The sequence below is a fragment of the Streptomyces sp. SP18BB07 genome (assembly GCF_036322545.1).
Classification (GTDB): Bacteria; Actinomycetota; Actinomycetes; order Streptomycetales; family Streptomycetaceae; genus Streptomyces; species Streptomyces deccanensis.
In genome coordinates this window covers 251332-277281 of the sequence record NZ_JAQYWT010000319.1, presented here as the reverse complement: position 1 = coordinate 277281, position 25950 = coordinate 251332, and the positions used below count along the sequence as shown (strand labels likewise).

Below are 25950 nucleotides of genomic sequence, written 5' to 3'. Positions count from 1 at the left end.
AAGAGGCATGGCGCGTTGCGGTGTTGGTGTGAAGGGGAGTTCGACGCGCGCGACAGAACACCGAGAGGACGCAACGGTGTTGGAGAACGTCATGGAGGCGCGCGGAACTTCAACGGGCGGGCTCCTGGCCCGCCCCGGCCTCACTCGGAGGCCGGGTAACCCATCCGCTCACGGCACAAGGCCGACCCGGCAGTCATGCGCCCACGATAAGGGATGGCGGTAGGACCGGGCAATACGTATTCAGGGGCAGGCCTGCGGAATGTCCTTTTGCGTACGCCTGCTGGCAGCCCGTTTCATGCTTTTCCGTCGGCCTCCTTGGCCATGCGTTCCAGACGGTCCCGATAGTCCTCCCACCACGCCGGGTCGTTCGACGGGACGTTGGTGTTGCCGTCGTTCATGCCCACCGTGCCGTCGATGAGTTCCCGGAGGATGTCGGCGTGGCCGGCGTGGCGGTGGGTGTCGGCGATCACGCGGACGACGGCGTGGTGCAGCGTCACCTCGTCCCGGCCGTCGGGCCACCACGGCACCCGGCCGACGGTGTCCAGCGGCAGCGCGTCGATGGTCGCGTCCGCGTGGGCCCAGGCCCGGCGGTAGACGCCCACGATGTCCTCGCGGGACTCGGCGGCGGTGGCGTACATGTCCGCGTTGGGGTCGGCGTCGAAGTCGAGCTGGGCCAGGGGTTCCGTCGAGGGCCGTCCGAACGTGTCGCCGAGATAGCCCAGTTCGACACGGGCGGTGTGCTTCAGCAGCCCCAGGAGGTTGGTGCCGGTCGGCGTCAGCGGGCGGCGGGCGTCGTACTCCGACAGCCCGTCGAGCTTCCACAACAGGGCATCGCGGGCGGCTTGCAGATAACGGTGGAGATCGGCCTTGGCGTCAGTGTCGGCGGCGCTCATGCCCCCAGTCTCCCGTCCCCAGGATCTTTGTCCACCGCATATCCGCTCCCCGCGCCCCGCCTCTCGGTTCCTGCTCCGCCGGCCACTCCTGACTGATCTCCGGCGGCCCGCCGACCAGCAGGCTCATGTCGGCAGGCCCGTGTCATCAGGCGTGCCAGGGATGCGTCGTTCCTATCTCGCGCCCACCCGCCAGCCGCTTGTCGGGGGACCGTAGCGCGGTTCTCAGGCGGCCTCGGGCTCGGGCATGGCCGACGAGAAGTCGTAGACCGTGAAGTCGGTGAGGCGGACGTATCCGAGGCGCTGGTACAGGGCGTTGCTGGTGGGGTTGCCGGGGTCCGTGAACAGCACGACCTCCTTCGCGCCGGCGGCCAGCGCGGCACGGCTCGCCTCGACCGTGACGGCCCCCGCGTAGCCGCGACCCCGGAGGTGGGCCGGGGTGTAGACGGGGTCCACCCTGACCATGCCGCCGACGATCGAGGTCGCGGCGGCCATGGAGACGGGGCTGCCGTCCGGGGTCTGCCAGAACGTGAAGTTCCTGTCCCCGAAGCGTGAGTCGTCCCAGGCGCCGGCGTCGATCAGGTCGATGGAGTGCTGCTCCCCGACATCGACACAGAACTCACGGCACCAGCGGATGAGTTGCTCGCGGTCCCGCTCGCCCACGATGTGCCCCCGGCCTTCCGGGAAGGGGTCGGGTGGGGTGAGCGTGCCGAGGCGGTAGAGGTGCAGCCGCGTGGTGACCACCGGCTCCGCGCCCGTACGCCGCTGCCAGGCCTCGGCGAAGGCGGTCGACGCGTCGTGGTCCGCGCTGACTCCGCGAACCGGGTGCCCCAGGTCGGCCAACCGCGCGGCGAGCGCGTCGGCCTGCTCGGGGGTCACGGAGGTGAGGCTCAGGGGGCTTGTCGAGGCGCGCTGGTAGAAGCCGGCGTGGACCTCGCCGTCGCGCTCCAGCCGGCCGAATACGGGGGCTTCGGGGTGGTGCGAGGACGGTGTGACGTTCGCTCGGTGCTTCTCGGTCGCCGTCAGGTGCATGGTGTGCAGGGCGGGGCGCGAGCGCAGGAAGTCCCCGGCTCGGGCGAGGTACTCGTGGACGTCTTCGGTGAGGTGCCAGTCATCCGGGCGCATGCCTCATGATTTCCCGCGCCGCGGAGGTGCCTCGCGCTTTTCCGCCAGGGTGGGGGAGCGGCGCCCCCATGAGAGGCAGGGCGGGGCGGGACCGTCGGCGGCGCGGGGGGCGGGGCGGCGGGCGAGGGCGCGCTCGCGATCGTTGTCCGGAAAACGTCGGCTCGTCGTGGGTGATGCCACCCGTTGGTCGCGTTGCGCCGCGCCGGTGCCCCTGTGGCGCCACCCTGGCGCTTGGTGATGCTCGATGGCGCCACCCGATGCCAGGTGATGTCATGCGGTGCCATGAAGTGCCAAATGTGGCGCCACATGATGCTGCATCGGTGCCGTTTGGAGGCGTCGGCGGCTCGTCGGAAGCCCCATCGCGCCCCAATGTGCCTCGCCGTGCACCGTGCCCAAAAGTGGCTCTCACCTGCGACAATCGTTCCGTCCTCGCTCGGTCGGCCGGATCGCTGACGCCCCGCCTGTGCCACTCCGGCTTCACATGGCGCCATCGATGTGCCATGATGGCGTCATGGACCTCACCCCCTACGTCGACCGCCTCCGCCAGGAGCTCGTCGTCGCCGCCGAGGCCGGCGGTGACGAGGCCCGGGCATTGGCCGAGCGCCTCGTCGCGCCCCTGGACTCCGCCGCCCGCCTCACCCTCCTCACCGCCCTCTCGGCGGCGATGGGCGAGGTCACCCGAGAGCTGGCTCCCGGCTCGGTCGACGTGCGACTCCGAGGTGCAGACCCGGAGTTCGTGGTGACCCTGCCGCCCACCACGGTCCAGGAGGCAGCCGCACCGTGGGTCGAGTCACCCGCCCCGCCCCCCGTGCCGGAGAGCGACGACGGCGCCTCGGCCCGTATCAACTTCCGCCTCCCCGCCCACCTCAAGGCCCGTCTGGAGGAGGCGGCCGGCCGCGAGGGGCTCTCGGTCAACGCCTGGCTGGTCCGTGCCACCTCCGCCGCCCTCACCCCGGGACCCGGCGCCCGTACGGGCCCGCCCCCCGCCCCCGCGCCGAACCGCGCGCCCGGCGACCGCAACTTCACCGGTTGGGTCCGCTGAGCCTGCGGCCCAGAGCCCCAGGCCCGCCCCGGACCCGCACCCGTACCTTCGCCCCACCCTCGCCACCCGCCCCACCGTCACCCACCCCTCCAGAGAGGACGGGAGATCCGTCATGCCTTCTTACGACACCCCTGAGGCGATCACCGCGATCGTGGAGTACTCCATCGGCAACACCCGGATCATCGCCTCCGACCGCACGGACACCGTCGTCGACGTCCAGCCCGCCAACCCCGCCTCCGACGCGGACCTCAAGGCCGTCGGCCAGACGAAGGTGACCTGCTCCGGCGGAGTCCTCACGGTGAAGGGCCCGCGCAAGAACTCGCCCTTCGGGAAGGTCGGTGGCATCGACATCACCATCGCCCTGCCGACCGGCTCCACCCTGGAGGGCACCACCCAGGTCGGTGACTTCCACTGCTCCGGACGCCTCGGCGAGACCCGGCTGAAGACCTCGGTCGGTGACCTCCACGTGGAGGAGACCACCACCGCCCGGCTGAAGAGCGAACTCGGCATGGTCCACCTGGACCGCGCCACCGCCTCGGTCGAGATCATCGCGGCCGGCCGTGTCACCGTCGGCACGGTGGAGGGCGGCCTGGTCGTCAAGAACGGCAACGGTGACACCGAACTCGCCGAGATCACCGGCACGTTGGAGATCTCCTCCGCCAACGGCCGGATCGACGTCGGCGCCGCCCACGCCGACGTGGAGGCCAAGTCCGCCAACGGTGGTATCCGGCTGGGCCGCGTCAGCCGCGGCAAGGTCACCTTGCGCGGTTCCACCGGTGACCTGGAGGTCGGTATCCCCGAGACGACCGCCGTGTGGCTCGACGTCCACACCAAGGTCGGTGTCCTGCGCAGCACCCTCGGCTCCGCCGACGGCCCCGGCGACGCCGCCGACACGGTGGAGGTCACCGCCCGCACCTCGGTCGGCGACATCCACATCCGCCGGGCCTGACGGTCCACATCCGCCGGGCCTGACGGCTACGGGCGACGCCGGCCCGTAACCGGCGGGCGGCGCGGCCCGTAGCCCCCGCCCAGGCCCCCCGCCGCTCTCCGCAGAGGCCCCTCTCCCTCCCCTCCCGAACTCCGCCAAGGAGCTATCTGTCATGCCCGCATCAAATCGTGCGTCCAGCGCGTCAGGCGCCACGAACACACCGCACCCCGACCGCGACACCACCACCGCCGGCCCCGCCACGGCAGGTATCCCCACCGCCGGCCTAACCGCCACCGCCCTGACCAAGTCGTACGGCGACAAACAGGTCCTGCGCGGTATCGACCTCGACATCCCGGCCGGCACCGTCTTCGCCCTGCTCGGCCCCAACGGCGCGGGCAAGACCACGACCGTCCAGATCCTGTCGACGCTGATCGCCGCAGACTCCGGCACCGCCCGCCTCGCCGGTCACGACCTGGACCGCGAGCCCGACGCCGTACGCAAACTCATCGGCGTCACCGGCCAGTTCGCCGCCGTCGACAACCTCCTCAACGCCGAGGAGAACCTGCTGCTCATGGCCGACCTGCACCACCTGTCCCGCCGCGAGGGCCGACGCCGCGCCGCCGAGCTGCTCGCCCGCTTCGACCTCACCGAGGCCGCCCGCAAGCCCGTCGCCACCTACTCGGGCGGGATGCGCCGCAAGCTCGACCTGGCGATGACGCTGGTGGGCGACCCGCGCATCATCTTCCTCGACGAGCCCACGACCGGCCTGGACCCGCGCTCCCGCCGCACCATGTGGGAGATCATCCGCTCCCTGGTCGACGAGGACGGCGTGACGATCTTCCTCACCACCCAGTACCTGGAGGAGGCCGACCAACTGGCCGACCGTATCGCCGTGCTCGACGGCGGGAAGCTGGTCGCCGAAGGTACGGCGGAGGAGCTCAAGCGCCTGATCCCCGGCGGTCACATCTCGCTCAGGTTCGCCGATGCCGAGGCCCTGGAGCTGGCCGCGTCCCACTTCGCCGCGACCGCTCGCGACGACGAGGAACTCACCCTCCAGATCCCCTCCGACGGCACCGTCCCCACCCTCCGCGCGGTCCTGGACATCCTCGACGGCGCCGGCGTCACCCCCGAGGCGCTCTCCCAGCACACCCCTGACCTCGACGACGTCTTCCTCACCCTGACCGGCGACAAGCAGCAGCAGGAGATCTCCCGATGAGCAGCGTCAGCTACGCGGCCCGTGACTCCGTCACCATGTTCCGCCGCAACATCAAGCGCGCGATCCGCTACCCGTCCGTCGTCATCACCATCGTGATGATGCCGGTCCTCTTCCTGCTCCTCTTCAACTACGCCTTCGGCGGCGCACTCGGCGCCGGCATCCAGGTCCCGCAGGCGCCGCAGGGCGGCGGCGCGTCCGACGCCGACTACATCGACTACGTGGCGCCCGGCATCATCCTGATGACCGTCGCCACCGGCTGCATCGGGGCCGCCCTCAGCGTGTGCATGGACATGACCGAGGGCATCGTGAACCGCTTCCGCACCATGTCGATCTCCCGGGCCTCGTTCCTCACCGGCCACGTCCTGGGCAACCTCGTCCAGACCGTCCTCGGCACCGTCGTGGTCACCGGCGTGGCCCTGGCCATCGGCTTCCGGCCGAACGCCACCGCCCTGGAGTGGCTCGCCGTGGTCGGCCTGCTGACCGTCCTGGCCCTCGCCCTGACCTGGCTCGCGGCCGGGATGGGCCTGGTCGCCAAGACCGTCGAGTCCGCGAGCAACATGCCCATGCCCATCACCTTCCTCCCCTTCCTGGGCAGCGCCATCGTCCCCACCGACTCCATGCCGACCGGTCTGCGCTGGTTCGCCGAACACCAGCCCTTCACCCCCATCAACGAGACCCTCCGTGGCCTGCTGATGGGCACGGAAATCGGCAACAGCGGCTGGATCGCCCTGACCTGGTGCACGGCCATCGGCCTCACCGGCTACCTCTGGTCCAAGTCCGCCTTCAAGCGGGGCGTCCGCAACTGACCCCGCGGCCCCTTCGCGGGTCCCTCCGCTGACCCCGACGAGCCCCCCCCCGCCGACCCCCCCCGCCGAGCCCTCCGCTGACCCCCGCGGAGGGCTCCGCTGCGCACCGCGAAGGCGGTGGCGACGGAACCCGGCGAGCGGGCGGGGTCGGGGTCGGGGTCGGGGTCGGGTCCGCGCACGTCGCTCATCGCACGGCGACGTGATCCCCGGCCGACGACTTCGCTCCGGACGTGGAGTTCCCGTAGTACGTCCACCGCCACGTACCCGGCCCCGTGGCCTTCACCGTGGTCCTGAGCGCACCCGTACTGCTCGATTTCGCTTTCGTGACGGTCGCGTAGGAGGAGGAGCCCGCCGCCTTGAACTGCAGGCTCACCGTGCGGCCCGCGTAGCCCTGATACGTGTGGGTGTCCCAGTTCGCCCGGGTGATCCGCCCGGTCACGGTGATGGTCTTCCCCTGCGTGACCGGCTCCGGCGAGGCGTTGACGGTGACTCGTGTGGCCCGCTGGATCCGCAACGGGAGGTTCTCGTCGTCAGTGTCGTGGGCGTCGCCGGCAAGGGAGACCCGAGCAGCGGTCTTCCAGGTGCCGACGTCCTCGTTCCCGAAGTCAGGGTGCTGCGGGTCGATGTACAGCCATTCCTCGAAGTCGCAGATTCCCTTCGCCTTGTCCACGACCTCGCAGTCGCTGGTGATGACGGCGCTGTGCACTGTGTCCGCGTTGTCGAGCTTGCCCCGGTAGGGGAACACGGTCGGCCCGAAGTCGTACTTCAGCTTGGTCGTCATCCGGAAGACCGCACGCACCTCGACCTCCCCCTTGACCCCGATCACGATCGGCTTCCCACCGTTCACCGCGACCCGGCTGAAGGAGACCCCGCCCTCCGCCGCTCCGGCCGGCACCGCCACCGCCCCGGTGAACACGATCGCCGCCCCACCGGCCACCACCGCTCTCCACATCGTCTTCCCCATGCTCCGCCCGCCCTTTCCCTCGCAGCCTGGACCGAGCGCGTGGGCGCGTCGGCCGGAGGTTCACCCCCGCGGCTGAAGATGGGACAGCAGAGGACCGGGCCCGGTTGTACGCGACGCGGCAACGATTCGATCACCGCGGAATCCCGACCCGTCACCCCATCGCAGTGGTCTAGCGCACTTTTGCAAGCGGGTGCTTGCAATAGTTAGCGGGGGTGGGGCATGGTGGGGGCATGGCATCGCTCAACGTCGGCAATCTCGGTGAGTACCTGCGTGAACAGCGGCGAAACGCGCAGCTGTCGCTCAGGCAGCTCGCCGACGCCGCCGGGGTGTCGAATCCGTATCTGAGCCAGATCGAGCGCGGGCTGCGCAAGCCGAGCGCGGAGGTGCTGCAGCAGGTCGCCAAGGCGCTGCGGATCTCCGCCGAGACGCTGTACGTGCGGGCCGGCATCCTCGACGCCGAGCGGGACCGGGACGAGGTCGAGACACGTGCCGTCATCCTCGCCGATCCCACGCTGAACGAGCGGCAGAAGCAGGTGCTGCTCCAGATCTACGAGTCCTTCCGCAAGGAGAACGGATTCGAGATCGGGGTCGGGGTCGGGGTTGAGATCGAGGTCGAAGCCGACAGCGAGGTCCCGGTGGCGACCGGGGGCGACGTCGGGACCGACCACGTCGCCGGCGCGGGGACCGGTGCGGCAGTGGATGCCGCGGGCGCCGAAGAAGCGTCGGCCCCCGGCCCTCGTACGGCCGACGGTGGCGATGCCGGTCCGCGGCGGACGGCGAGTTGACCACGCGAACGACCACAACGAAGCTGTCGAACCGGACCAGAACGACACAAAACCCTCAGTCGCAAGCCAACCGGAGGACCCTCACCATGGCCATCACCGACGACATCCGCAAGGCCGTCACCGACCCGACCCCCTTCTACTTCGCCGCCGGCACCGCCGACCTCGCCCTCCAGCAGGCGAAGAAGGTCCCCGGCCTCGTCGAGCAGCTGCGCGCCGAGGCGCCGGCCAAGATCGACGCCGTACGCCAGACCGACCCGAAGGCCGTGCAGGAGAAGGCGACCGCCCGCGTCAAGGAGACCCAGGAGAACCTCCAGACCAAGGTCACCGAGATCATCGGCACCCTCGACACCGACCTGAAGAAGCTCGGCGAGACCGCTCAGGACCTCGCGCTGCGCAGCGTCGGCGTCGCCGCCGAGTACGCGGTGAAGGCCCGGGAGACGTACGAGCGGGTCGCCGAGCACGGTGAGCAGGCCGTGCGGACCTGGCGTGGCGAGGCCGCGGAGGAGATCGAGGAGCTCGCGATCGCCGTCGAGCCGAAGTCCCAGCCGGTCGAGGTCAAGGACGAGCCGGCGGCCGCGAAGCCGGTCCCGGCCCAGGCCGCGCCCGCGCCCGCCGCCGCCAAGAAGCCCGCGCCGAAGAAGGCCCCGGCGCGGAAGACGACGGCCGCGAAGAAGACCACCCCGCCCGCCAAGTAAGCGGCACGGCGAGCCGCCCAGTGGGCGACATAGCCGACGACGGAGTCGGTGACAGAGCGAGAGGTACGCGAGTGGTGCCTCTCGGTACCTCTCAGTACCTCTCAGTACCTCGCGGTACGACGACGGGCCGGGCACCTTTTGGGGTGGCCGGCCCGTTCTACGGGTACGGTGGCCGCGTGGGAGAAACGGTCGGCATTCGGATGCGTGAACGGAACGGGCGGTGGTGGGCACCATGCTGATGAGCGGCTTCGCGGGGTTCATGGGGCTGTTGCAGCTCGTCGTGATCGCACTCGCCGCGTTCGCGGTGATCGACGCCGCGTTCCGGCGGGAGGACGCGTTCCGTGCGACGGACAAGCAGACCAAGGTGTTCTGGCTGATCATCCTCGGAATCGCGCTCGTCGTGAGCCTGCTGTTCCCGCTCCTGTCGTTCCTGCCGATCATCGGCCTCATCGCCAGCATCGTGTACATCGTCGACGTACGTCCCGCGGTGCGGCAGATCTCCGGCGGCGGTGGCCGGGGCGGCAACCGAGGCTCCAGCAGCGACGGCCCGTACGGCCCGTACAACGGCGGTCGGTGACCTCCTCGGAGGTCAGGCCTCCCGGTCCAGCAGGAGGACCGCCACGTCGTCGGTCAGTTCGCCGCCGTTGAGGTCGCGGACCTCGTTCACCGCGGCGCGCAGCAGCTCCTCGCCGCGCAGACCCTCGGCGAGCTGGCGGCGGACCATCTCCACCATGCCGTCCTGACCCAGCCGCTCCTTGCCCTGGCCGATCCGGCCCTCGATCAGGCCGTCGGTGTAGAGCATCAGACTCCACGCGGCGCCCAGTTCGATCTGGGTGCGCGGCCAGCGGGCGTTCGGGAGCAGACCGAGGGCGGGACCGCCGTTGTCGTACGGCAGCAGCTCGGCCGGCGGGGTCGGCCGGCCGCCCTGGCCGTGGCGGGCGATCAGCGGGGACGGGTGGCCCGCCAGGCAGAGGCCCGCCCGGCGGCCGTCGGGGGCGATGTCGACCGTACAGAGCGTCGCGAAGATCTCGTCGCTCTCGCGCTCGTGCTCCAGGACGCGCTGGAGCGTGGACAGCAGTTCGTCGCCGCAGAGCCCCGCGAAGGTCAGCGCCCGCCAGGCGATGCGCAGCTCCACGCCGAGCGCCGCCTCGTCGGGGCCGTGCCCGCAGACGTCGCCGATCATCACGTGCACGGTCCCGTCCGGGGTGCGGACGGTGTCGTAGAAGTCGCCGCCGAGCAGGGCGCGGGAACGGCCCGGCCGGTAGCGGGCGGCGAACCGCAGGGAAGAGCCCTCCAGGAGCGGGGTCGGCAGCAGGCCCCGTTCCAGGCGGGCGTTCTCCTGGGCGCGCAGTTTGGACTCGGTGAGCCGGCGCTCGGCCGTGTCGGACCGCTTGCGCTCCACCGCGTAGCGGATCGCGCGGCTCAGGAGGCGGCTGTCCACTTCGTCCCGGAACAGGTAGTCCTGTGCGCCCACCCGTACCGCCTCCGTGCCGCGCTCGGCGTCGCCCGAGTCGGTGAGGGCCAGGACCGCGTGGCGGGGGGCCAGGTCCAGGACGTACTTGAGGACGGCGAGTTCGTCGTCGGGGCGGTCGGCCGACTCGGTGTCCGGGTCGGTCGGGCGGGCCGGGGCCGGGAGTGCCAGGTCCAGGAGGATGCAGTTGACGTCGTCGGTCAGCAGCCGCTGGGCCTCGGTGAGGTTGCGGGCGGTGCGGACGCGGATCGGCTTGCCCGCCGAGTCGAGCAGTTCGGGCACGTTGAGGGAACCCGCCGGGTCGTCCTCGATGAGGAGGACCGTGAGGTTGGTGGGGCCTGGCTGGGGGGCCGGGCCCGTGGCACCGGGGCCGGGGGCGTGGGAGCCGGGCGGGTTTGTGGAGTTGTCTGCAGGGGCCAGGGCCGAAGCGTTCATGGCAGCCCCCTCTCCGGACGGTCCGCTGGGCGCGGACACGGCGTGCGCCTGACCACTCTCCACGGCCGGGATCGCTCTCTGCCGCGGTACGGGTACGGGCATCGTGTTGGGTTCCTTCCCTCCCCCCGAGGGCACGGCGGGCGAGGGACCTCGACCCACCGACGGGGACCTTAGCGCCAGGCGCCGCCGCAACGGAATGGGCGGCGGGGCGCCGGGTGGCAAACGGCCGACGTCATATGCCGCATCACGTACCGCACTTGGACATGGCAGGGCTTTCTCCTGGGATGACGAATGTCACGCGCCGGAGGTTGAGCCCGGAGGGGAAGGTGTCGCGAGTCACGTGGGGTGGCTCACGGGGGGCATGGGGGGGGCGGGGCACGGGGGCTCACGGAAGGGGTGGCTCACGGAGGGGGGCGGTGCGGGGCGGGCTGGGGCGGGCCGGGTTGGGGTGCGCCACCGTTCGGCTGCCTCAAGCCCCCGGGTCAAGCTCCCGCCTCACCCCCCCCGGCTCACGCGTCCGGGCGTACGACGCCCAGGATCTGCATCGTGCCCGCGCCCGCGATCGTCACCTTTCGGTTCGGGCGGGGGGCGTGGACCATCGAGCCGTCGCCCAGGTACATGGCGACGTGGCTGGCGTCGGAGTTGTAGATGATGAGGTCGCCGGGGCGCATGTCCTGGATGTCGATGTGCTTGAGCTGCCGCCACTGCTCCTGGGAGGTGCGGGGGATGGTCAACCCGGCGGCGGCCCACGCCTCGCTGGTGAGGCCGGAGCAGTCGTAGGTGTCGGGCCCCTCGGCGCCCCATTCGTACCACTTGCCTATTTGCTTCGTGGCGAACTCGACGGCCTTCTTGCCCTGCGGCGACGCCTTGCCGTTGATCTCGGCGAGGATGCCGGAGTCCAGCCACGCCGCCTGTGACCTCTGCGCGGCCGCCTCCTCCAACTGCGACAGCCGCTCCCGCTCGTCGTCCTCCAACTGCGCTTCCAGCTCCTCGGCGGCGGCGATCTGCTTCTTGATCTTCTTCTTGGCCTTCTCCTTGGCCTTGCGGTTGGTCTCCAGCTTCTCCCAGCGCGCGGAGGCGTCCTTGGAGTACTGCTCCAAGTCCTGCTGGGTGCGGGTCATTTCGGCGAGCAGCCCCTTGGTGGCGAGCTGGCCCTGGCGGATGCGGTCCGCCCCCTCCAGGAAGTCCTGGGGGTTCTCGGTCAGCCACAGCTGCACCTCGGGCGGGAGGCCGCTGCCCCGGTACTGGGCGCGGGCCGCGGCGCCGATGAGGTCCTGCAACTTGTCCAGCTTCTGCTGGCCCTTGACGACCTCGTGGGCCAGGTCGACGAGCTCCTCGGACTGCTTGTCGGCCTTTTCCTCAGCCGCGTTGTACGCGTCCGTCGCGACCGCGGCGTCGTGGTAGAGGCCTTCCAGCTTCGCGCGGACGCGTTCCAAGTCCTCGTTCGTCACCGGGGTCGAGCCGGGGGCGGGCGAGGCTGATGCCGAGGGGGTCGGCGTCGGACTCGGGGTCGGCTCGGTCGGACTCGTCTGGCTCGCGTACGCGGTGACCGGTGCGCCCAGGACGGTCATCGCGCAGACCACGGCCACGGCTGCCATGGTCAGGTTGCGCTTGCCGACTCGCATACCTCTTGCCCCCAACCCCAATGGAAACAGAACTGATTAACCGTCAGTAACTTGCCGGTGCCCGGGTGATCGTGTCACGGCGTCGCGGAATGCGACAGAGGTGGGCAAGAACTCACTTCTCCCCGCCCCCTTTTCCTCCCTCCCCTGCTCCCACCTGCGTGACATCGTCCCCGCCTGTCCGACGAACGACCCGAGGGGATCGTTCCCGTGCGTCACGGAAATGTTGCTCTGAGTAATCGTAGCGGGGGTGGGTGGGTGGTGGACGGGTGGAGTGGGGGCCGGGGGGCGGGGGCCGGGGGAGGGGAAGCCGGCCGTCGTCCGGCCTTGGGCTAGCGGAGCTGCGGCGGCGCCAACGCCTCCCAGGCCACCGTGACTTCGCCCTGGCGCCAGCGCGACACCCCGTCCCGTACCGGCCAGTCCGCGCTCAGCATGCGGATCGTGCGGATCCACCGCTGCCGGGCGCCGTACGAGGCGTACGGCGCGGCGGCCGCCCAGGCCCGGTCGAAATCGCGGAGGAACGCGTGGACAGGTTCGCCGGGGACGTTGCGGTGGATGAGTGCCTTCGGGAGGCGCTCGGCGAGGTCGGAGGGGCGGTCCAGCGAGCCGAGCCGGGTGGCGAAGGTGACCGTGCGGGGGCCCTCCGGGCCGAGGGCCACCCAGACGTGCCGACGGCCGATCTCGTCGCAGGTGCCCTCGACGAGCAGACCTCCGGAGGGGTACGGGTCGGTGGGGGAGTGGGGGCCCGCAGTAAGGGAGTGGGCGCCCGCGGTGGGGGAGTGGGCGCTCGCGGTGGGGTGGGGTGTGCCGGGAGGGGGCGGCGCGGCCGGTTCGAGGCGGGCGCACAGGCGTTCCCAGACGGCGGCGACCTCGTCCTCGTCGTACTGGCGGAGTACGTTCGCCGCCCGGATGAGGGTCGGGCGGCCCGGTACGGGCACCTCGAAGCCGCCGTGCCGGAAGGTCAGGCCCTCGCATGCGTAGGGCTGCGCCGCGGTGACCCTGGCCGGGTCGATCTCGACGCCGACGACCTCGGTGCGGGGTGCTGCCGTACGGAGGCGGTGGAGAAGTTCGACGGCGGTCCAGGGGGCGGCGCCGTAGCCGAGGTCGACGGCGAGGGGGGTGGTGGCGCGGCGCAGTGCGGCACCGTGCGTCGCCGCGATCCAGCGGTCCATGCGGCGCAGCCGGTTGGGGTTGGTGGTGCCGCGCGTCACGGTGCCGACAGGTCTTGCCATGGGGTGAGCGTATGTCCGCGCCTGGGCCCCGTGCCCCGGGGCCCACTGCCGTCCTCCTGCCTCCCGGCCCCGGGCCTCACCGCCGTCCTCCTGCCTCCGGGCCCCGGGCCTGACCGCCGTCCTCCGCTCTTGGCCCCGGGCTTGACCGCAGTCCTCCGCTCCCGGCCCCGGGCCTGACCGCCGTCCTCCGTCTCCCGGCCTCGCGTCCCACCGCCTTCACCCCGGCCGGCCCCGGCACGGCCCCCACCGCCGTCCTCCGGTTGCGCACCTCCGGCCCCACCGCCGCCCTCCGGCCTCGTACCCCCGCCCCCCTCGCCGCCCCCCGGCCGCGGCGCATGCCCCCTCGACGGCTGCCCGGCCCCCAAACCCAGCTCAGCCCACTCCACCCAGCTCGGCCCACTCCCCAAACCATCGAACGGTTGAGCGAAGCTCAGTAATAATTACGCAAAGAGGAAATGGAACAGCCTCCTCCGGCGTTCCCCCTCCCGAGAGGGACCCCATGCCCTCCCCACGGCATGCCCGGAGCGAGGAGGAACGCCACGTGAGCCACTACGTCAGCAGGCTCGGGCGACGCTCCCCGGTCGGCGCGGGGCGGCTTCGGCTGCACCGGAAGCCGCGCCGGGTCGCGATGCTCTCGGTGCACACGTCACCGCTGCACCAGCCCGGCACGGGCGACGCCGGCGGGATGAACGTCTACATCGTGGAGCTGGCGCAGCGGCTGGCCGCACAGGGCATCGAGGTGGAGATCTTCACCCGGGCCACGACCGGCGCCCTGCCCCCCACGGTCGAGCTGGCGCCCGGCGTCCTGGTCCGGCACGTCGACGCGGGCCCCTACGAAGGGCTGGCCAAGGAGGAACTCCCGGCCCAGCTCTGCGCCTTCACGCACGGGGTGACGCAAGCCTGGGCGGGCCACCGCCCCGGCCACTACGACCTCGTCCACTCGCACTACTGGCTCTCCGGCCAGGTCGGCTGGCTCGCCGCCGAACGCTGGGGCGTCCCCCTGGTGCACGCCATGCACACGATGGCCAAGGTCAAGAACGCCGCGCTCGCCGCCGACGACACCCCCGAGCCCGCCGCCCGCGTCATCGGCGAGACCCAGATCGTCCGCGCCGCCGACCGCCTCATCGCCAACACGGCCGAGGAAGCCGACGAACTCGTACGCCACTACGAGGCCGACCCGGCCAAGGTCGCCGTCGTCCACCCGGGCGTCAACCTCGACCGTTTCCGCCCCGCCGACGGCCGCGCGGCGGCCAGGGCGCGCCTCGGTCTTCCCCAGGACGCCCTGATCCCCCTCTTCGCCGGCCGTATCCAGCCCCTGAAGGCCCCCGACGTCCTCCTCCGCGCCGTCGCCGTCCTCCTCGCCGAGCGCCCCGAGCTGCGGTCGAGGATCGTCGTGCCGGTGGTCGGCGGACCGAGCGGCAGCGGGCTCGCCAAGCCGGAGGGCCTGCAGAAGCTGGCCGCGCGGCTCGGCATCGCCGACGTCGTACGGTTCCGGCCGCCCGTCGGGCAGGAGCAGCTCGCGGACTGGTTCCGGGCGGCGTCCGTGCTGGTCATGCCGTCGTACAGCGAGTCCTTCGGGCTGGTCGCCATCGAGGCGCAGGCCGCCGGTACGCCGGTGCTGGCGGCCGCGGTCGGCGGCCTGCCGGTCGCCGTGCGGGACACGGAGACGGGCTTCCTGGTCCAGGGCCACGATCCCGTCGCGTACGCGCGCGTGCTGCGCGATTTCGCCGACGCCCCCGACCTGCAGACCCGGATGGGCGCGGCCGCCGCCCGCCACGCCGAGTCCTTCGGCTGGGACGCGTCGGCGGCCGCCACCGCGGACGTGTACACGGCGGCCCTGCAGGACCACCGCCGCCACCGGGTGCGCGCCCACCACGGGTGAACCCCGCCTTCCCCTCGGCGACGGCTTCGCCCGGCCCCTCGGCGACGGCTCCGCGCGGCTCCCCCGTCGACCCGCTCGTACCGGCGGGTACGCTCGCCCCATGGCTGACGAAGCGTCGATCATCGAGCAGGTCCTCAACGAGGCCGAGCTGGAGTGGGAGAGCCCCGGACCCGGCTCCTACGTCGTGAAACTCCCCGGCACCCGCAAACTCTCGACGACCGTCTCCCTGATCGTCGGCCGCCACTCCCTCTCCCTCAACGCCTTCGTGATCCGCCACCCCGACGAGAACGAGGCGGGCGTCCACCGCTGGCTCCTGGAGCGCAACCTCAAGCTGTACGGCGTGAGTTACGCCGTCGACCCGCTCGGCGACATCTACGTCACCGCCCGGCTGCCGCTCTCCGCCGTCACGCCCGAGGGCATCGACGGCCTCCTCGGCCAGGTCCTGGAAGCGGCCGACGGCGCCTTCAACACCCTCCTGGAACTGGGCTTCGCCTCCGCGATCCGCAGGGAGTACGCCTGGCGCGTCTCCCGAGGCGAACCGACCCGCAATCTGGAGGCGTTCAGCCACCTGACGCGTGACGTGACGTCGGAGACCCGCCCCGATAGCGACCGGGGGTGACCCCCACCCACCGCCTGAAGTGCCGCGTCAGGTGCGCCTGGTCGTAGAACCCGGCCACCGCCGCCGCCTCGCTCGGCCGCATGCCCTCCAACAGCAGCCGCCTGGCCCGCTCCACCCGACGGGACATCAGGTACTGGTGCGGCGCGATCCCGAAGGCCGCGCCGAACGCCCGTACGAGATGCGCGGGGTGGGCTTGGACCGTCCCCGCGGCCTCCTCCAACGTGATCCCGTCCGCGACCCGCTCGTCGAGGAGTTCACGGAGCCGATGGGCGACGGTACGACCACCAGATCCCCGGAGCCTCGAATCCGCGGCCGGCCTGCGCGGATTCCTCCCCGGACCCCTCCCCAGATGCCCCCGCAGCCGCTCCCCGACGAGCGCCAGCCTGCTCTCCGCCTCCAACTCGTCCCCCGGCCGCGCGAGCGCCGTGTGCAACTCCGCCACGCGCCGCCGCAGCAGCGGATCCCGCAGGTCGGGCCCGTCCACCGCCGCCCCGATGAGGCTCTCGTCCAACACCGACGCGCTCGAAGCCGGGTCCAGGTACAGCACCCGCTTACGGAACCCCGCGTCCGTGACCGGCTCCCCGTTGTGCGGCACGAACGGCGGCAACAACGAGACCGTGTCGCCCGGCGTGCCGTGCTCGTGCCGGTCCAACTCGTAGCGCACGGCCCCGTCGTCGACGATCAGCAGCGTCCAGACGTCGTGCACATGCATCGGGTACGCGTACTCGGTGTAGTGCGCGTGGAACACCTCGACGATGCCGGGCACACGGGGTCGCCAGGCGGAGACTTCACGCTGGGGGCGCATGCAAAGAACGTACAAGACGGGGTCGTACGCCGTTCGGCAGTCTCGTCCCATGAACAGCGAGACCCCTGGCGAGACCTCTGGCATGCCCCCTGGCGAGACCCGTAGTGCGACCCGTAGCGAGCCCCCTGTGGATGTGCCGCCGCCCGTCCGCTTCGACACCAAGATCGCCGTCCTCCTCCGCGACGACCTGGCGACCTGGCAACGCCTCAACGTCACGTCCTTCCTGGTCAGCGGCATCGGCCCGGCGGTCCCCGAGGTGATCGGCGAGCCGTACGAGGACGCCGACGGGACGGCCTACCTCCCGATGTTCCGGCAGCCGGTCCTCGTCTTCGAGGCCACGAAGGAGGTCCTGAAGACGGCGCACGCGCGGGCGCTGTCCCGCGCCCTCCCCCGCGCGCTCTTCACGTCCGACCTGTTCGCCACCGGCAACGACCGCGACAACCGGGCAGCCGTACGGTCCGTCGCGACGGGCGAGCTGGACCTGGTGGGGTTGGCGGTCTACGGCCCGCGCAACGGGGTGGACAAGGTGGTGAAGGGGGCACGGATGCATCCGTGAGACCGCCGTGGCCACTGCCGCCGTGCTCAGACCGAACCGGCGGCCTCCCCCACAGCGGCTCGCCCGCCGACCGGCCGCTCGACGACGGCCTCCCCGCTGACCTGCTTCCCGGGGACCGGCCTTTCGAGGACCGGCTCTCCGGGGACCTGCTCCCCGACGGCGGTCGTCTCCCCAACTGCTGTTGGCGCCCCCTCACTGCCCGCCCCCTCGACGGCAGCCCTCTCGACGGCAGCCCCCACGCCGTCAGGCAACGTGCCGTCAATCCCCGTGCCGTCAGGCCCCTCCCCCACCCCCGGCATCCGGCGCATCAGCGCCCAGTACCCGGCCCCCGCCACGGTCCCGATCACCGCGCACCACCCCCACAGCCACTCCGCGCCCCACCGGTCGATGACGACGCCGGACATGAGCGGAGCGACCAGCGCGGCGACGGACCACGACATCGTGTACATGCCCTGGTAACGGCCGCGCCCCTGGGCGGGGGAGAGGCGGACGACGACGCCGGTCTGCGTCGGCGCGTTGACGATCTCGGCGAGGGTCCAGACGCAGACCGTGAGGGCGAAGACCCCGATCGATCCGGCGAAGGCGGTGAGGCCGAAGCCGTACCCGGCGAGCACGGACGAGACCACCAGGAGCCGCCCCGGATCCCGGTGCTCGATGAACCGGGTGACCGGGATCTGGAGGGCGACGATCAGCACCCCGTTGACGGCGATGGCGAGACCGTAGTCCGCCGGCGTGAAGCCGGCCTCGCCCATCGCGACCGGCAGCCCGACGGACCCCTGCTGGAAGATCAGCGCGACGAGGAAGGACAGCCCGACGACGCCCATGAACCGCCCGTCGCGGACCACGGTCCCGAGCCCGACCGCGTCCGAGGCGCCGCCGGTCTTCCCCACCGCCGTCCCGCTCTCCGGCCGTGACTCCGGCAGCTTCAGGAAGACGAGGATCGCGCAGGTCAGCGTCATCCCGGCCTCGAGGAGGAAGCCGGCGCGATAACTGACCTCGGCGATGAACCCGGCGGCCATGGAGGAGATGGCGAAACCGAGGTTGATGGCCCAGTAGTTGAGGGAGAACGCGCGGACGCGGTCCTCGGGCCGGACGATGTCCGCCATCATCGCCTGCACGGCCGGGCGCGACGCGTTGCTGGCGGCGCCGACGAGGAAGGCGACGGCGGCGATCGCGACGGGATCCCGTACGAAGCCGAGCAGCGCGACCGACAACGCTGTCGAGACCTGTGCGACGAGCAGGGTGGGCCGCCGCCCGAGCCGGTCGGCCATGACCCCGCCGGCGAGCGAGGAGACGACGCCGCCGAGCCCGTGCAGCGAGGCGACGAGTCCGGCGTACGAGGCGGAGTACCCGCGGTCCAGCGTCAGGTACAGCGCCATGAAGGTGGCGACGAAGGCGCCCAGCCGGTTCACCAGCGTGCTGGTCCACAGCCACCAGAACTCGCGGGGCAGCCCCGAGACCGTTTCGCGGACGGCACGTCTGGCGGCGACGAGTGGCATGGAGCTCCCCCACGGGCGTAAGCGGCTAAAGCGGCGAACACAACTTACGAACGGGGGAGAGACCCGAGCCACCCAATTAACAACCCCAGTCAACTGTCATGGGCAGGGAGCAGGGGGGTGTCCGCCTGTCGGCCGGACGTATGACGCTTCTCGGCCGTCGATTACGCTCGGGGCCATGGCCGACGCACCGTACAAGCTGATCCTCCTCCGCCACGGCGAGAGCGAGTGGAACGAGAAGAACCTGTTCACCGGCTGGGTGGACGTCAACCTGACTCCGAAGGGCGAGAAGGAGGCGACGCGCGGCGGTGAGCTGCTGAAGGACGCCGGCCTGCTCCCGGACGTGCTGCACACCTCCCTCCAGCGACGCGCCATCCGCACCGCGCAGCTGGCCCTCGAGTCCGCCGACCGCCACTGGATCCCGGTCCACCGCAGCTGGCGCCTGAACGAGCGCCACTACGGCGCCCTCCAGGGCAAGGACAAGGCCCAGACCCTCGCCGAGTTCGGCGAGGAGCAGTTCATGCTGTGGCGCCGCTCGTACGACACCCCGCCGCCCCCGCTCGCGGACGACTCGGAGTTCTCCCAGGCGGCGGACGCGCGCTACGCGACGATCCCGCCGGAGCTGCGCCCCCGCACGGAGTGCCTCAAGGACGTCGTCAACCGCATGCTGCCGTACTGGTACGACGGCATCGTCCCCGACCTCCTGGCCGGCCGCACGGTCCTCGTCGCCGCCCACGGCAACTCTCTCCGCGCCCTCGTCAAGCACCTCGACGACATCTCGGACGCCGACATCGCCGGCCTCAACATCCCCACCGGCATCCCCCTCGCCTACGAACTGGACGCCAACTTCAAGCCGGTCACCCCCGGCGGCACCTACCTCGACCCCGACGCGGCCGCAGCCGCCATCGAGGCGGTCAAGAACCAGGGCAAGAAGAAGTAAGCAGACGCCTGAAAGCCCCCGACCTGCGGGTTCCTTGCAGAACGGGGGCTTTTTGGTGGGGGCTGGGCTGTCTCTGGCGAGGCGTGAGCCGGTCGATCGGGCCGTGCTCAGCGCTTCGGGAAGTACGGCTCCGGCCGCTCTCTCGCCTCCGCCTGGGCTCCCGCATCGTCGAGGGCTGAGACGGCTGCCGCCGCGTCCTCCTCCGGCACACAGGTGAGAACGACGGCCGGAACCTGCGTCGCCAGCATCTTGCTGCGCCAGAGGCTCAGCCCCGTCAGCCGACGCACGACCTGGGCGACGTCCATCACGCGGACGCCGGGGTCGGTGAGCACCACGTCATGGGGAACGTCGTCGCACACCAGCAAGAAGTACTCGTCCGCCATGGTTCTCCCCGCCCCTTTCCGGTTCGGAGCGTACGAGCCCTCAGCGGTCACGTCGCACCGTTTTGGTGGCGTCGAGGACGGCGCTTCACCCAGCAGCCCCGGTACGCCGCCGTCGGCGTACATCAGAAAGCCGGTCTTGGCTCCCAGAGCCCCTCGCAAGTCATCAAGAACAGGCGTGCGAGTGGGACGAATGCCAGAACGCGCCTTCGGCATGCTCGACCGCGAACGTGCACGGCGACCCGGCCAGGCCCTGGAAGTATGTCGGCCGGCCTCACAGCAGCCAGCGGTAGGCCGTGTCGTCGACAACGATCCGACGTGATCCCTCGCGGACCGAGGCCACGACTCCCCCTGCAACAGCGAAGATGCTAGCGACCTACACAGCGCCCGAACCCGCCCCAGACAGCCGCACCTTCCCGCGCTGAGGGCTCGGTCGGGCGGCCTTGAATCCATAGAGTCATGTGGGAGGAGGGGAGATGACCTCTCTAGCGATCACATGGACGCTGGGCAGTCATGGCTGGGCAGTCGTCAAGGTGGCTGATGAGCACGGCGAGGCAGAGGCCATCGCTTCTTACCTCACAGACGCGCCCGAGGAGTTTCTCCACGCCGTTGCCCGACTCGTCCTCGGTGACGACGAAGCACGCGCCGAGTTGGAGGGAGAACCACAGGTGTACCGGTGGTTCTTCCACAGAGACGGGTCCACGGTCGATGTCCGTCTGGTCCTGGCAGACGACGCCCAAGCTCCGGACAGCTCAGGGGCTGTTCTCTGGTGCGGACGCCACACTGTCACGGCGCTCGCACGCTCTGCCCTCCGGGCCTTCGACCGAATTGATCACGAGCAGGGCGAAGAAGCGTATGAGGCCCAGTGGGGCCGGCCATTCCCCCGAACCGAACTCGAAGCTCTGCGATCGGCGATGCGGGCGCGCCGGCGAGCCACAGCAGCCGGCGACACTGCCTCCGAGGAGGGCCGATGAGCGAGAGCCCGGGCCGTCCCTGGGCTGTCCCTGGGCCGTCCGAAGCCGGAGTAGGCCCCCTAGCCGCGGCTTCGCGGTAGGGGTGCCTGGGAGGGCCGCTTTTTCGATCACGGGGGCCAGGCGCTCCGCGAAGAACGTCTCGAATGCCTGCTGGGACTCCCAGACGTCCGTGACGTGGAGCCCCTGGTCGTCGAACCAGGCCACGTGGATCTGGCCCCGGCCGCCGGTACCCCTTCCCAGTCGACCGCGTCTCGCACGGTGTCGTACTGCTCCGGAGCCACCTCAGGCCAGTGCATCGACATCACTACGGACATGTGCAGAACCCCCCTTGTTCCCGCCGGTTGCGGCAAGGGGATGCTTCCATCCGGCTAGCCTCACCGGACAGGGCGTGCGGAGGTGGTGAAGCGGCTGAGCGCACCGACCGAAAGCCCGCGCACGCTCGTCGCGCGGGCCCGTCCGCGCCGGCCCGTCCGCGCCGGCCCGTCCGCGCCGCACGTGATCGGGGCCGGCGCAGTGCACCGCTAGATCGTCAGCGGCACCGGGTGTATCTCGTCCGCCATGTGGCCCGAGCGTTCGTGGACGCGCTGGACCGCGTCCGCGGAGGGGGCCTCGGAGAGGCAGTAGACGGTGCCGGACGCGGGGTCGGCCCAGGCCCGCTCGAAGTGGACGTTCTCGTCCTTCTCGACATCGAGGTCGGCCTGGTGCGCGGCACGCAGCTGGTCCTCCGTGATGCCCTTCATGTTGTGGTGCACGTCCATGAACTTGGTCATGTCCCCTACCTCCTCAGCCACCGGCCCCCTCCCCATGCTGCGCCCGTACCGCCGTACGGGCGACTCCGCAGGCTGGCGACTCCGCAGCCGCAGTCGCCAGCCCGCGCGGACATGAGTGAAGGGGCCCGTCACGAGTGACGGGCCCCTTCACCCGCGTACGAGCAGAGCCGGCGCGGCTGATCGGCAGGTCGGCTGGTCGGTGTCAGCCGCACTGACACGGGTTGCCGGACTGGCACCCGCACCCGCATCCCGAGCCGCAGCCGCAGGCGCCGAAGAGAGGCAGGGTCTTGAGGTCGGCGGGTTGATGGGTGTCCCGGACCTGTGTCGGGTCCGGCGTGCTGGGGCTGGCGGGGGATTCGGCCATGGTCCCTCCTCGAAGGGATGGAAGGCGAAGGGATGGAAGGCAGCGCATCGGAATCCAAAGGCGGCGCATCGGGATCCAAAGGCAGCGCATCGGAATCCAAAGAGCGAGGTGGTGCCCTCGCCCGTTGACTGCCCCATTCCAAGCCCGTTCAGCCGGGCGCATCAACGGCGCATGGAGGCGTTCACACGCCCCGTCCGACCATCGAGCGCCGGGAGGCCTACGCCCCCTCCACCCCCGCGACCGGCTGCACGGGCTGGATGTCCGCCTGGAGTTCGTCCGCGTGTTCGCCCGTCACCAGGTACACCACCCGCTTCGCGACCGACACCGCGTGGTCCGCGAAACGCTCGTAGTACCGGCCGAGGAGGGTGACATCGACGGCGGTCTCGATGCCGTGCTTCCAGCGGTCGTCCATCAGGTGCTGGAAGAGCGTGCGGTGGAGCAGGTCCATCGCGTCGTCGTCGCTCTCCAGCTGGAGTGCCAGGTCGACGTCCTTGGTGATGATCACCTCGGCGGCCTTCGCCATCAGGCGCTGCGCGAGCTGGCCCATCTCCAGGATCGTGGCGTGCAGGTCACGCGGGACCGTGTGTTGGGGGAAGCGCAGCCGGGTCAGCTTGGCCACGTGCTGGGCGAGGTCACCCGAACGCTCCAGGTCGGCCGACATACGCAGCGACGTCACGACGATACGGAGGTCCGTCGCCACCGGCTGCTGCCGGGCCAGCAGGGCTATCGCGCGGGCCTCCAGGTCGTGCTGGAGGTCGTCGACCTTCTTGTCGGCCTCGATCACGCTCTCGGCCAGCTTCAGGTCGGCGTCGAGCATCGCCGTGGTGGCGCGACCGATCGCCGACCCCACCAGTCGGGCCATCTCGACCAGGCCCTCACCGATCGAGTCAAGTTCCTCGTGGTACGCGTCCCGCATCAGGGTGTCCCTCTCTTACGTACGTTCTGCTCGTGGGTAACCAGGAAAGCCGTTCCGGAAGCCGTTCCGCCAGGCCGGGCCAGGACGGCCGTACCCCGACCACCGCGTGAACGGCGACGGCGAACGGTGACCGGTGGGCCCCGGACGATTCCCACGCTCCCACGTTCCGGCCCTTACGCGTCCGTTTCCGCCACCCCAAATGAACCAATACTGGCTCCAAGGTGAACTCTGGGCGACGAGTGTTCGAGGTCGCCCTCCGATCGCTGTGGGGATGTCCGACCTCGTGCCTAACCTGGATGCATGGACGTGAACGCGGCGGTCGCCGCAGCGGCTGCGATCGCCGGAGTACTCACCGGCGTCATCGCCATGCTGGCGTTCCGTATCAGCGAGCGCGAGCAGAAGCGTCCCACCAGAACCTCCCTGCACACCGACCCGGTGCTCCCGCCCGGCGTCGACACCGTGCTGTCCGTGCTCCGCTCGTCCGCCGTCGTCCTCGACGAGGCGGACGCCGTCGTCAAGGCCAGCTCCGCCGCGTACGCCCTCGGGCTCGTGCGGGGCGGCAAGCTGTCCATCGAGCCGATGCTCAAGATGGCCCGCGACACCCGTCGCGACGGCGAGATACGACAGGTCGAGCTGGACCTGCCCCGGCGCGGCACCGGACGCGGCGAGGCGCTCGCGGTCTCCGCGCGGGTCGCGCCGCTGGGCTCCCGGCTCGTGCTGCTCCTGGTCGAGGACCTCACCGAGGCCCGCCGGATAGAGGCCGTGCGGCGGGACTTCGTCGCGAACGTCAGCCATGAGCTGAAGACGCCTGTCGGCGCGCTCTCCCTGCTCTCCGAGGCCGTCATGGGCGCCTCGGACGACCCCGAGGCGGTGGAGCGGTTCGCCGGGCGCATGCAGATCGAGGCCACCCGGCTCACCAACCTCGTGCAGGAGCTGATCGACCTCTCCCGGGTGCAGAACGACGACCCGTTGGAGGACGCCGAGCCCGTTCGGGTGGACGAGCTGGTCGCCGAGGCCGTCGACCGCTGCCGCCACCAGGCCGGGACCAAACAGATCACCATGGCCGCCGGCGGCACCGCCGAGCTGCGTGTCTGGGGCAATCGCGGTCAGCTGGCCGCCGCCCTGGGCAACCTCGTGGAGAACGCCGTCAACTACTCCCCGGCCCGCACCCGCGTCGGCATAGCCGCACGCCGGGTGACCGCGCCCGGCGGGGACCATATCGAGATCGCCGTGACCGACCAGGGCATCGGCATCTCGGACAAGGACAAGGAGCGCATCTTCGAGCGCTTCTACCGCGTGGACCCGGCCCGTTCCCGCCAGACCGGCGGTACGGGTCTCGGTCTCGCGATCGTCAAGCACGTGGCCGCCTCGCACGGCGGGGAGGTCACGGTGTGGAGCTCGGAGGGACAAGGCTCCACATTCACCCTCAGGCTGCCGGAGGCGGGCGCGACCCGCGACCGCGCGGACCCGCACCCGGACCTCGACGACGAGGACGGACAGCCTCACCCCGACCCATCCCCGTACGGACCGTACGACCCGCTTCCCGCCCCGGAGGTCCTTCCGTGACCCGAGTGCTCGTCGTCGAGGACGAGGAGTCCTTCTCCGACGCCCTGTCCTACATGCTCCGCAAAGAGGGCTTCGAGGTCGCCATCGCGACCACCGGACCCGACGGCCTCGACGAGTTCGAGCGCAACGGAGCCGACCTCGTCCTGCTCGACCTGATGCTGCCCGGCCTGCCGGGCACCGAGGTCTGCCGTCAGCTGCGCGGCCGTTCCAATGTCCCGGTGATCATGGTGACCGCCAAGGACAGCGAGATCGACAAGGTCGTGGGCCTGGAAATAGGAGCCGACGACTATGTCACCAAGCCCTTCTCCTCCCGCGAGCTCGTCGCCCGTATCCGGGCCGTACTGCGCCGCCGCGGCGAGCCCGAGGAGGTCACCCCGGCCGCGCTGGAGGCCGGTCCCGTCCGTATGGACGTCGACCGTCACGTGGTCACTGTCTCGGGCTCCAAGGTCGACCTCCCCCTCAAGGAGTTCGACCTGCTCGAAATGCTGTTGCGGAACGCCGGCCGCGTCCTGACCCGTATGCAGCTCATCGACCGCGTCTGGGGCGCCGACTACGTCGGTGACACCAAGACCCTCGACGTCCACGTCAAGCGCCTCCGCGCCAAGATCGAGCCGGACCCGGGTGCGCCGCGCTACCTGGTCACGGTCCGTGGCCTCGGGTACAAGTTCGAGCCGTAGGCCCTACGGCCGCACGCACGCCGTACGCCGAAGGGCGGCACCCCTCCCGGGGGTGCCGCCCTTCGGCGTACGGATGCGGGCCTCAGTGGCCCGTGGTCTCCTCGGAGGCCGAGACGGACGGCGACGCCGTGGAGCCGGCGGCGGTGCCCTCCTCCTCGGCGGCCGTCCCGTCGGGGGACGGCGAGCCCGTGCCGTCCGGAGACGGGGAGCCGGTGGTCTCCTCGGACGGGGAGGCGCTGCCGACGGGGGCCTCGGGGATGTCGGTCGGGCCCCACTTCTCGAAGTAGTGCTCGGCGGGGACCACGAAGGCGCGCAGGGTGACTTCGCCGGTCTCGCTGAACTCGAAAGTGACCTTCTGGGCGTTGCCGTCCTTGACCCCGTCGGTGGCGTCCATGACCGCGGAGGCGTTGCCCTCGCCGCCCAGGATGACGGAGCCGCCGGCCGGGACGACGACCTTGCCGCCCTTGCCCTTGCCCTTGGCGGGGGTGAGCTCGACGGTGCCCGCGCCCTCGACGGTGACGGAGTCCAGGGTCTGGTCGGTCGATGCGGCGTTGAACAGCGTCGCGGAGACCACGGCGGGACCCTTGGTCTCGGTGCCGGGCTGGGTGACCACGATCGCGTTCTGGATCTTGATGTCGCCGACGCTGGTGGCCGCGTTGTCCGGCTTGATCTCCAGGGTCTGGGCGTTGTTGCCGGCGGCGCACGCGGCGAGTGAGGCGATCGAGAACGCGATGGCGGCGGCGGCGAGGGCGCCGCGTCGAAGGCTGCTGCTCACGGCGGCGGCAACTCCTAGA

The 25950-nt window shown here is 71.0% G+C and carries 26 protein-coding genes; 14 read left to right on the top strand and 12 right to left on the bottom strand.

Annotation, left to right across the window (positions count from 1 at the left end):
* Positions 1-293: 293 nt before the first annotated feature.
* Together PUR53_RS23375 and PUR53_RS23370 are read right to left on the bottom strand one after the other, a co-directional pair.
* On the bottom strand, positions 294-893 hold the full coding sequence (locus PUR53_RS23375) for a DinB family protein (protein ID WP_329909544.1): 600 nt from the start codon (positions 891-893) through the stop codon (positions 294-296).
* Positions 894-1115: 222 nt separating this feature from the next.
* Complete coding sequence (locus tag PUR53_RS23370; RefSeq protein ID WP_329900031.1) at positions 1116-2015, bottom strand: GNAT family N-acetyltransferase; 900 nt, start codon at positions 2013-2015, stop codon at positions 1116-1118.
* 511 nt (positions 2016-2526) lie between these two features.
* Here PUR53_RS23370 and PUR53_RS23365 point away from each other — a divergent pair.
* The 4 genes from PUR53_RS23365 to PUR53_RS23350 all read left to right on the top strand — a co-directional run bounded on the left by PUR53_RS23365 (position 2527) and on the right by PUR53_RS23350 (position 6007).
* On the top strand, positions 2527-3057 hold the full coding sequence (locus PUR53_RS23365) for a toxin-antitoxin system HicB family antitoxin (RefSeq protein ID WP_329900030.1): 531 nt from the start codon (positions 2527-2529) through the stop codon (positions 3055-3057).
* Between the two features lie 112 nt (positions 3058-3169).
* Positions 3170-4006 (top strand): DUF4097 family beta strand repeat-containing protein, encoded by an 837-nt coding sequence (locus tag PUR53_RS23360; RefSeq protein WP_329900029.1) that lies wholly within the window; start codon positions 3170-3172, stop codon positions 4004-4006.
* A 151-nt stretch (positions 4007-4157) separates the two neighbouring features.
* The gene (locus tag PUR53_RS23355) at positions 4158-5201 is read left to right on the top strand and encodes an ATP-binding cassette domain-containing protein (RefSeq protein ID WP_329900028.1); all 1044 of its coding nucleotides are present in this window, start codon (positions 4158-4160) and stop codon (positions 5199-5201) included.
* On the top strand, positions 5198-6007 hold the full coding sequence (locus PUR53_RS23350; RefSeq protein WP_329900027.1) for an ABC transporter permease: 810 nt from the start codon (positions 5198-5200) through the stop codon (positions 6005-6007). The genes PUR53_RS23355 and PUR53_RS23350 overlap by 4 nt, the downstream gene beginning before the upstream one ends.
* Before the next feature lie 184 nt (positions 6008-6191).
* On the opposite strand, the gene PUR53_RS23345 is transcribed toward PUR53_RS23350, so the two are convergent.
* A complete protein-coding gene (locus tag PUR53_RS23345) occupies positions 6192-6971 on the bottom strand; it encodes a hypothetical protein (protein ID WP_329909543.1) in 780 nt (259 codons plus the stop codon).
* A gap of 230 nt (positions 6972-7201) precedes the next feature.
* On the opposite strand from PUR53_RS23345, the gene PUR53_RS23340 reads away from it, so the two are divergent.
* From PUR53_RS23340 to PUR53_RS23330, 3 genes are all read left to right on the top strand, one after another.
* Positions 7202-7756, top strand: coding sequence for a helix-turn-helix domain-containing protein (locus PUR53_RS23340; protein WP_329909542.1), 555 nt, complete (start codon positions 7202-7204; stop codon positions 7754-7756).
* A gap of 86 nt (positions 7757-7842) precedes the next feature.
* Positions 7843-8451, top strand: coding sequence for a hypothetical protein (locus tag PUR53_RS23335; RefSeq protein ID WP_239755540.1), 609 nt, complete (start codon positions 7843-7845; stop codon positions 8449-8451).
* A gap of 232 nt (positions 8452-8683) precedes the next feature.
* Positions 8684-9028 carry a DUF2516 family protein gene (locus tag PUR53_RS23330; protein ID WP_239760402.1) on the top strand — a complete coding sequence of 115 codons (345 nt, stop codon included), beginning with the start codon at positions 8684-8686 and terminating at the stop codon, positions 9026-9028.
* A gap of 12 nt (positions 9029-9040) precedes the next feature.
* Here PUR53_RS23330 and PUR53_RS23325 read toward each other — a convergent pair whose 3' ends face one another.
* The 3 genes from PUR53_RS23325 to PUR53_RS23315 form a co-directional block, all read right to left on the bottom strand.
* Positions 9041-10459, bottom strand: coding sequence for a PP2C family protein-serine/threonine phosphatase (locus PUR53_RS23325; RefSeq protein ID WP_329900024.1), 1419 nt, complete (start codon positions 10457-10459; stop codon positions 9041-9043).
* A gap of 407 nt (positions 10460-10866) precedes the next feature.
* Positions 10867-11982, bottom strand: a complete 1116-nt coding sequence (locus tag PUR53_RS23320; RefSeq protein WP_329900023.1) for a C40 family peptidase — start codon at positions 11980-11982, stop codon at positions 10867-10869.
* A gap of 329 nt (positions 11983-12311) precedes the next feature.
* A complete protein-coding gene (locus tag PUR53_RS23315; protein ID WP_329900022.1) occupies positions 12312-13211 on the bottom strand; it encodes a class I SAM-dependent methyltransferase in 900 nt (299 codons plus the stop codon).
* Between the two features lie 541 nt (positions 13212-13752).
* Here PUR53_RS23315 and mshA point away from each other — a divergent pair.
* Together mshA and PUR53_RS23305 are read left to right on the top strand one after the other, a co-directional pair.
* Positions 13753-15093 carry a D-inositol-3-phosphate glycosyltransferase gene (gene mshA / locus PUR53_RS23310; RefSeq protein WP_329900021.1) on the top strand — a complete coding sequence of 447 codons (1341 nt, stop codon included), beginning with the start codon at positions 13753-13755 and terminating at the stop codon, positions 15091-15093.
* Between the two features lie 100 nt (positions 15094-15193).
* Positions 15194-15712 carry a YbjN domain-containing protein gene (locus PUR53_RS23305; protein ID WP_329900020.1) on the top strand — a complete coding sequence of 173 codons (519 nt, stop codon included), beginning with the start codon at positions 15194-15196 and terminating at the stop codon, positions 15710-15712.
* Here PUR53_RS23305 and PUR53_RS23300 read toward each other — a convergent pair.
* A complete protein-coding gene (locus PUR53_RS23300; RefSeq protein WP_329900019.1) occupies positions 15654-16517 on the bottom strand; it encodes an AraC family transcriptional regulator in 864 nt (287 codons plus the stop codon). The genes PUR53_RS23305 and PUR53_RS23300 overlap by 59 nt on opposite strands.
* Positions 16518-16599: 82 nt before the next feature.
* On the opposite strand from PUR53_RS23300, the gene PUR53_RS23295 reads away from it, so the two are divergent.
* Entirely contained in the window at positions 16600-17073 is a 474-nt protein-coding gene (locus PUR53_RS23295; RefSeq protein ID WP_443078248.1) for a DUF2000 family protein, read from the top strand.
* 26 nt (positions 17074-17099) lie between these two features.
* Here the strand turns inward: PUR53_RS23295 and PUR53_RS23290 are convergent, their stop codons facing one another.
* Positions 17100-18572, bottom strand: coding sequence for an MDR family MFS transporter (locus PUR53_RS23290; RefSeq protein WP_329909540.1), 1473 nt, complete (start codon positions 18570-18572; stop codon positions 17100-17102).
* Positions 18573-18747: 175 nt separating this feature from the next.
* Between PUR53_RS23290 and PUR53_RS23285 the strand changes: the two genes are divergently transcribed.
* Positions 18748-19509: a phosphoglyceromutase gene (locus tag PUR53_RS23285; protein ID WP_329900016.1), complete on the top strand. Its 762-nt coding sequence runs from the start codon at positions 18748-18750 to the stop codon at positions 19507-19509.
* 107 nt (positions 19510-19616) lie between these two features.
* On the opposite strand, the gene PUR53_RS23280 is transcribed toward PUR53_RS23285, so the two are convergent.
* Positions 19617-19892, bottom strand: coding sequence for a ribosomal protein L7/L12 (locus PUR53_RS23280; RefSeq protein WP_329900015.1), 276 nt, complete (start codon positions 19890-19892; stop codon positions 19617-19619).
* Positions 19893-20365: 473 nt separating this feature from the next.
* Here PUR53_RS23280 and PUR53_RS23275 point away from each other — a divergent pair, with 473 nt between their 5' ends.
* A complete protein-coding gene (locus tag PUR53_RS23275) occupies positions 20366-20863 on the top strand; it encodes a hypothetical protein (protein ID WP_329909538.1) in 498 nt (165 codons plus the stop codon).
* 521 nt (positions 20864-21384) lie between these two features.
* On the opposite strand, the gene PUR53_RS23270 is transcribed toward PUR53_RS23275, so the two are convergent.
* Both PUR53_RS23270 and phoU read right to left on the bottom strand, forming a co-directional pair.
* Positions 21385-21633, bottom strand: coding sequence for an SCO4226 family nickel-binding protein (locus PUR53_RS23270; protein ID WP_239755519.1), 249 nt, complete (start codon positions 21631-21633; stop codon positions 21385-21387).
* Between the two features lie 581 nt (positions 21634-22214).
* Positions 22215-22913 carry a phosphate signaling complex protein PhoU gene (gene phoU, locus PUR53_RS23265; RefSeq protein ID WP_329900013.1) on the bottom strand — a complete coding sequence of 233 codons (699 nt, stop codon included), beginning with the start codon at positions 22911-22913 and terminating at the stop codon, positions 22215-22217.
* A 300-nt stretch (positions 22914-23213) separates the two neighbouring features.
* On the opposite strand from phoU, the gene PUR53_RS23260 reads away from it, so the two are divergent.
* Entirely contained in the window at positions 23214-24479 is a 1266-nt protein-coding gene (locus PUR53_RS23260) for a sensor histidine kinase (protein ID WP_329900012.1), read from the top strand.
* Positions 24476-25156 (top strand): response regulator transcription factor, encoded by a 681-nt coding sequence (locus PUR53_RS23255; RefSeq protein ID WP_009340348.1) that lies wholly within the window; start codon positions 24476-24478, stop codon positions 25154-25156. Before PUR53_RS23260 ends, PUR53_RS23255 begins: the two co-directional genes overlap by 4 nt.
* Before the next feature lie 82 nt (positions 25157-25238).
* Here PUR53_RS23255 and PUR53_RS23250 read toward each other — a convergent pair whose 3' ends face one another.
* Positions 25239-25931: a copper chaperone PCu(A)C gene (locus tag PUR53_RS23250; RefSeq protein ID WP_329900011.1), complete on the bottom strand. Its 693-nt coding sequence runs from the start codon at positions 25929-25931 to the stop codon at positions 25239-25241.
* Positions 25932-25950: the final 19 nt, after the last annotated feature.

What these genes read in the sequence shown, in the direction of transcription:
- PUR53_RS23375 (WP_329909544.1), bottom strand. Translation starts at nt 893, where the DNA reads ATGAGCGCCGCCGACACTGACGCCAAGGCCGATCTCCACCGTTATCTG.
- PUR53_RS23340 (WP_329909542.1), top strand. Translation starts at nt 7,202, where the DNA reads ATGGCATCGCTCAACGTCGGCAATCTCGGTGAGTACCTGCGTGAACAG.
- PUR53_RS23360 (WP_329900029.1), top strand. Translation starts at nt 3,170, where the DNA reads ATGCCTTCTTACGACACCCCTGAGGCGATCACCGCGATCGTGGAGTAC.
- PUR53_RS23280 (WP_329900015.1), bottom strand. Translation starts at nt 19,892, where the DNA reads ATGGCGGACGAGTACTTCTTGCTGGTGTGCGACGACGTTCCCCATGAC.
- PUR53_RS23270 (WP_239755519.1), bottom strand. Translation starts at nt 21,633, where the DNA reads ATGACCAAGTTCATGGACGTGCACCACAACATGAAGGGCATCACGGAG.
- PUR53_RS23315 (WP_329900022.1), bottom strand. Translation starts at nt 13,211, where the DNA reads ATGGCAAGACCTGTCGGCACCGTGACGCGCGGCACCACCAACCCCAAC.
- PUR53_RS23295 (WP_443078248.1), top strand. Translation starts at nt 16,600, where the DNA reads ATGCCCCCTGGCGAGACCCGTAGTGCGACCCGTAGCGAGCCCCCTGTG.
- PUR53_RS23345 (WP_329909543.1), bottom strand. Translation starts at nt 6,971, where the DNA reads ATGGGGAAGACGATGTGGAGAGCGGTGGTGGCCGGTGGGGCGGCGATC.
- PUR53_RS23350 (WP_329900027.1), top strand. Translation starts at nt 5,198, where the DNA reads ATGAGCAGCGTCAGCTACGCGGCCCGTGACTCCGTCACCATGTTCCGC.
- PUR53_RS23335 (WP_239755540.1), top strand. Translation starts at nt 7,843, where the DNA reads ATGGCCATCACCGACGACATCCGCAAGGCCGTCACCGACCCGACCCCC.
- PUR53_RS23285 (WP_329900016.1), top strand. Translation starts at nt 18,748, where the DNA reads ATGGCCGACGCACCGTACAAGCTGATCCTCCTCCGCCACGGCGAGAGC.
- PUR53_RS23330 (WP_239760402.1), top strand. Translation starts at nt 8,684, where the DNA reads ATGCTGATGAGCGGCTTCGCGGGGTTCATGGGGCTGTTGCAGCTCGTC.
- PUR53_RS23300 (WP_329900019.1), bottom strand. Translation starts at nt 16,517, where the DNA reads ATGCGCCCCCAGCGTGAAGTCTCCGCCTGGCGACCCCGTGTGCCCGGC.
- PUR53_RS23365 (WP_329900030.1), top strand. Translation starts at nt 2,527, where the DNA reads ATGGACCTCACCCCCTACGTCGACCGCCTCCGCCAGGAGCTCGTCGTC.
- PUR53_RS23325 (WP_329900024.1), bottom strand. Translation starts at nt 10,459, where the DNA reads ATGCCCGTACCCGTACCGCGGCAGAGAGCGATCCCGGCCGTGGAGAGT.
- PUR53_RS23305 (WP_329900020.1), top strand. Translation starts at nt 15,194, where the DNA reads ATGGCTGACGAAGCGTCGATCATCGAGCAGGTCCTCAACGAGGCCGAG.
- PUR53_RS23370 (WP_329900031.1), bottom strand. Translation starts at nt 2,015, where the DNA reads ATGCGCCCGGATGACTGGCACCTCACCGAAGACGTCCACGAGTACCTC.
- PUR53_RS23260 (WP_329900012.1), top strand. Translation starts at nt 23,214, where the DNA reads ATGGACGTGAACGCGGCGGTCGCCGCAGCGGCTGCGATCGCCGGAGTA.
- PUR53_RS23320 (WP_329900023.1), bottom strand. Translation starts at nt 11,982, where the DNA reads ATGCGAGTCGGCAAGCGCAACCTGACCATGGCAGCCGTGGCCGTGGTC.
- PUR53_RS23290 (WP_329909540.1), bottom strand. Translation starts at nt 18,572, where the DNA reads ATGCCACTCGTCGCCGCCAGACGTGCCGTCCGCGAAACGGTCTCGGGG.
- PUR53_RS23275 (WP_329909538.1), top strand. Translation starts at nt 20,366, where the DNA reads ATGACCTCTCTAGCGATCACATGGACGCTGGGCAGTCATGGCTGGGCA.
- phoU (WP_329900013.1), bottom strand. Translation starts at nt 22,913, where the DNA reads ATGCGGGACGCGTACCACGAGGAACTTGACTCGATCGGTGAGGGCCTG.
- PUR53_RS23355 (WP_329900028.1), top strand. Translation starts at nt 4,158, where the DNA reads ATGCCCGCATCAAATCGTGCGTCCAGCGCGTCAGGCGCCACGAACACA.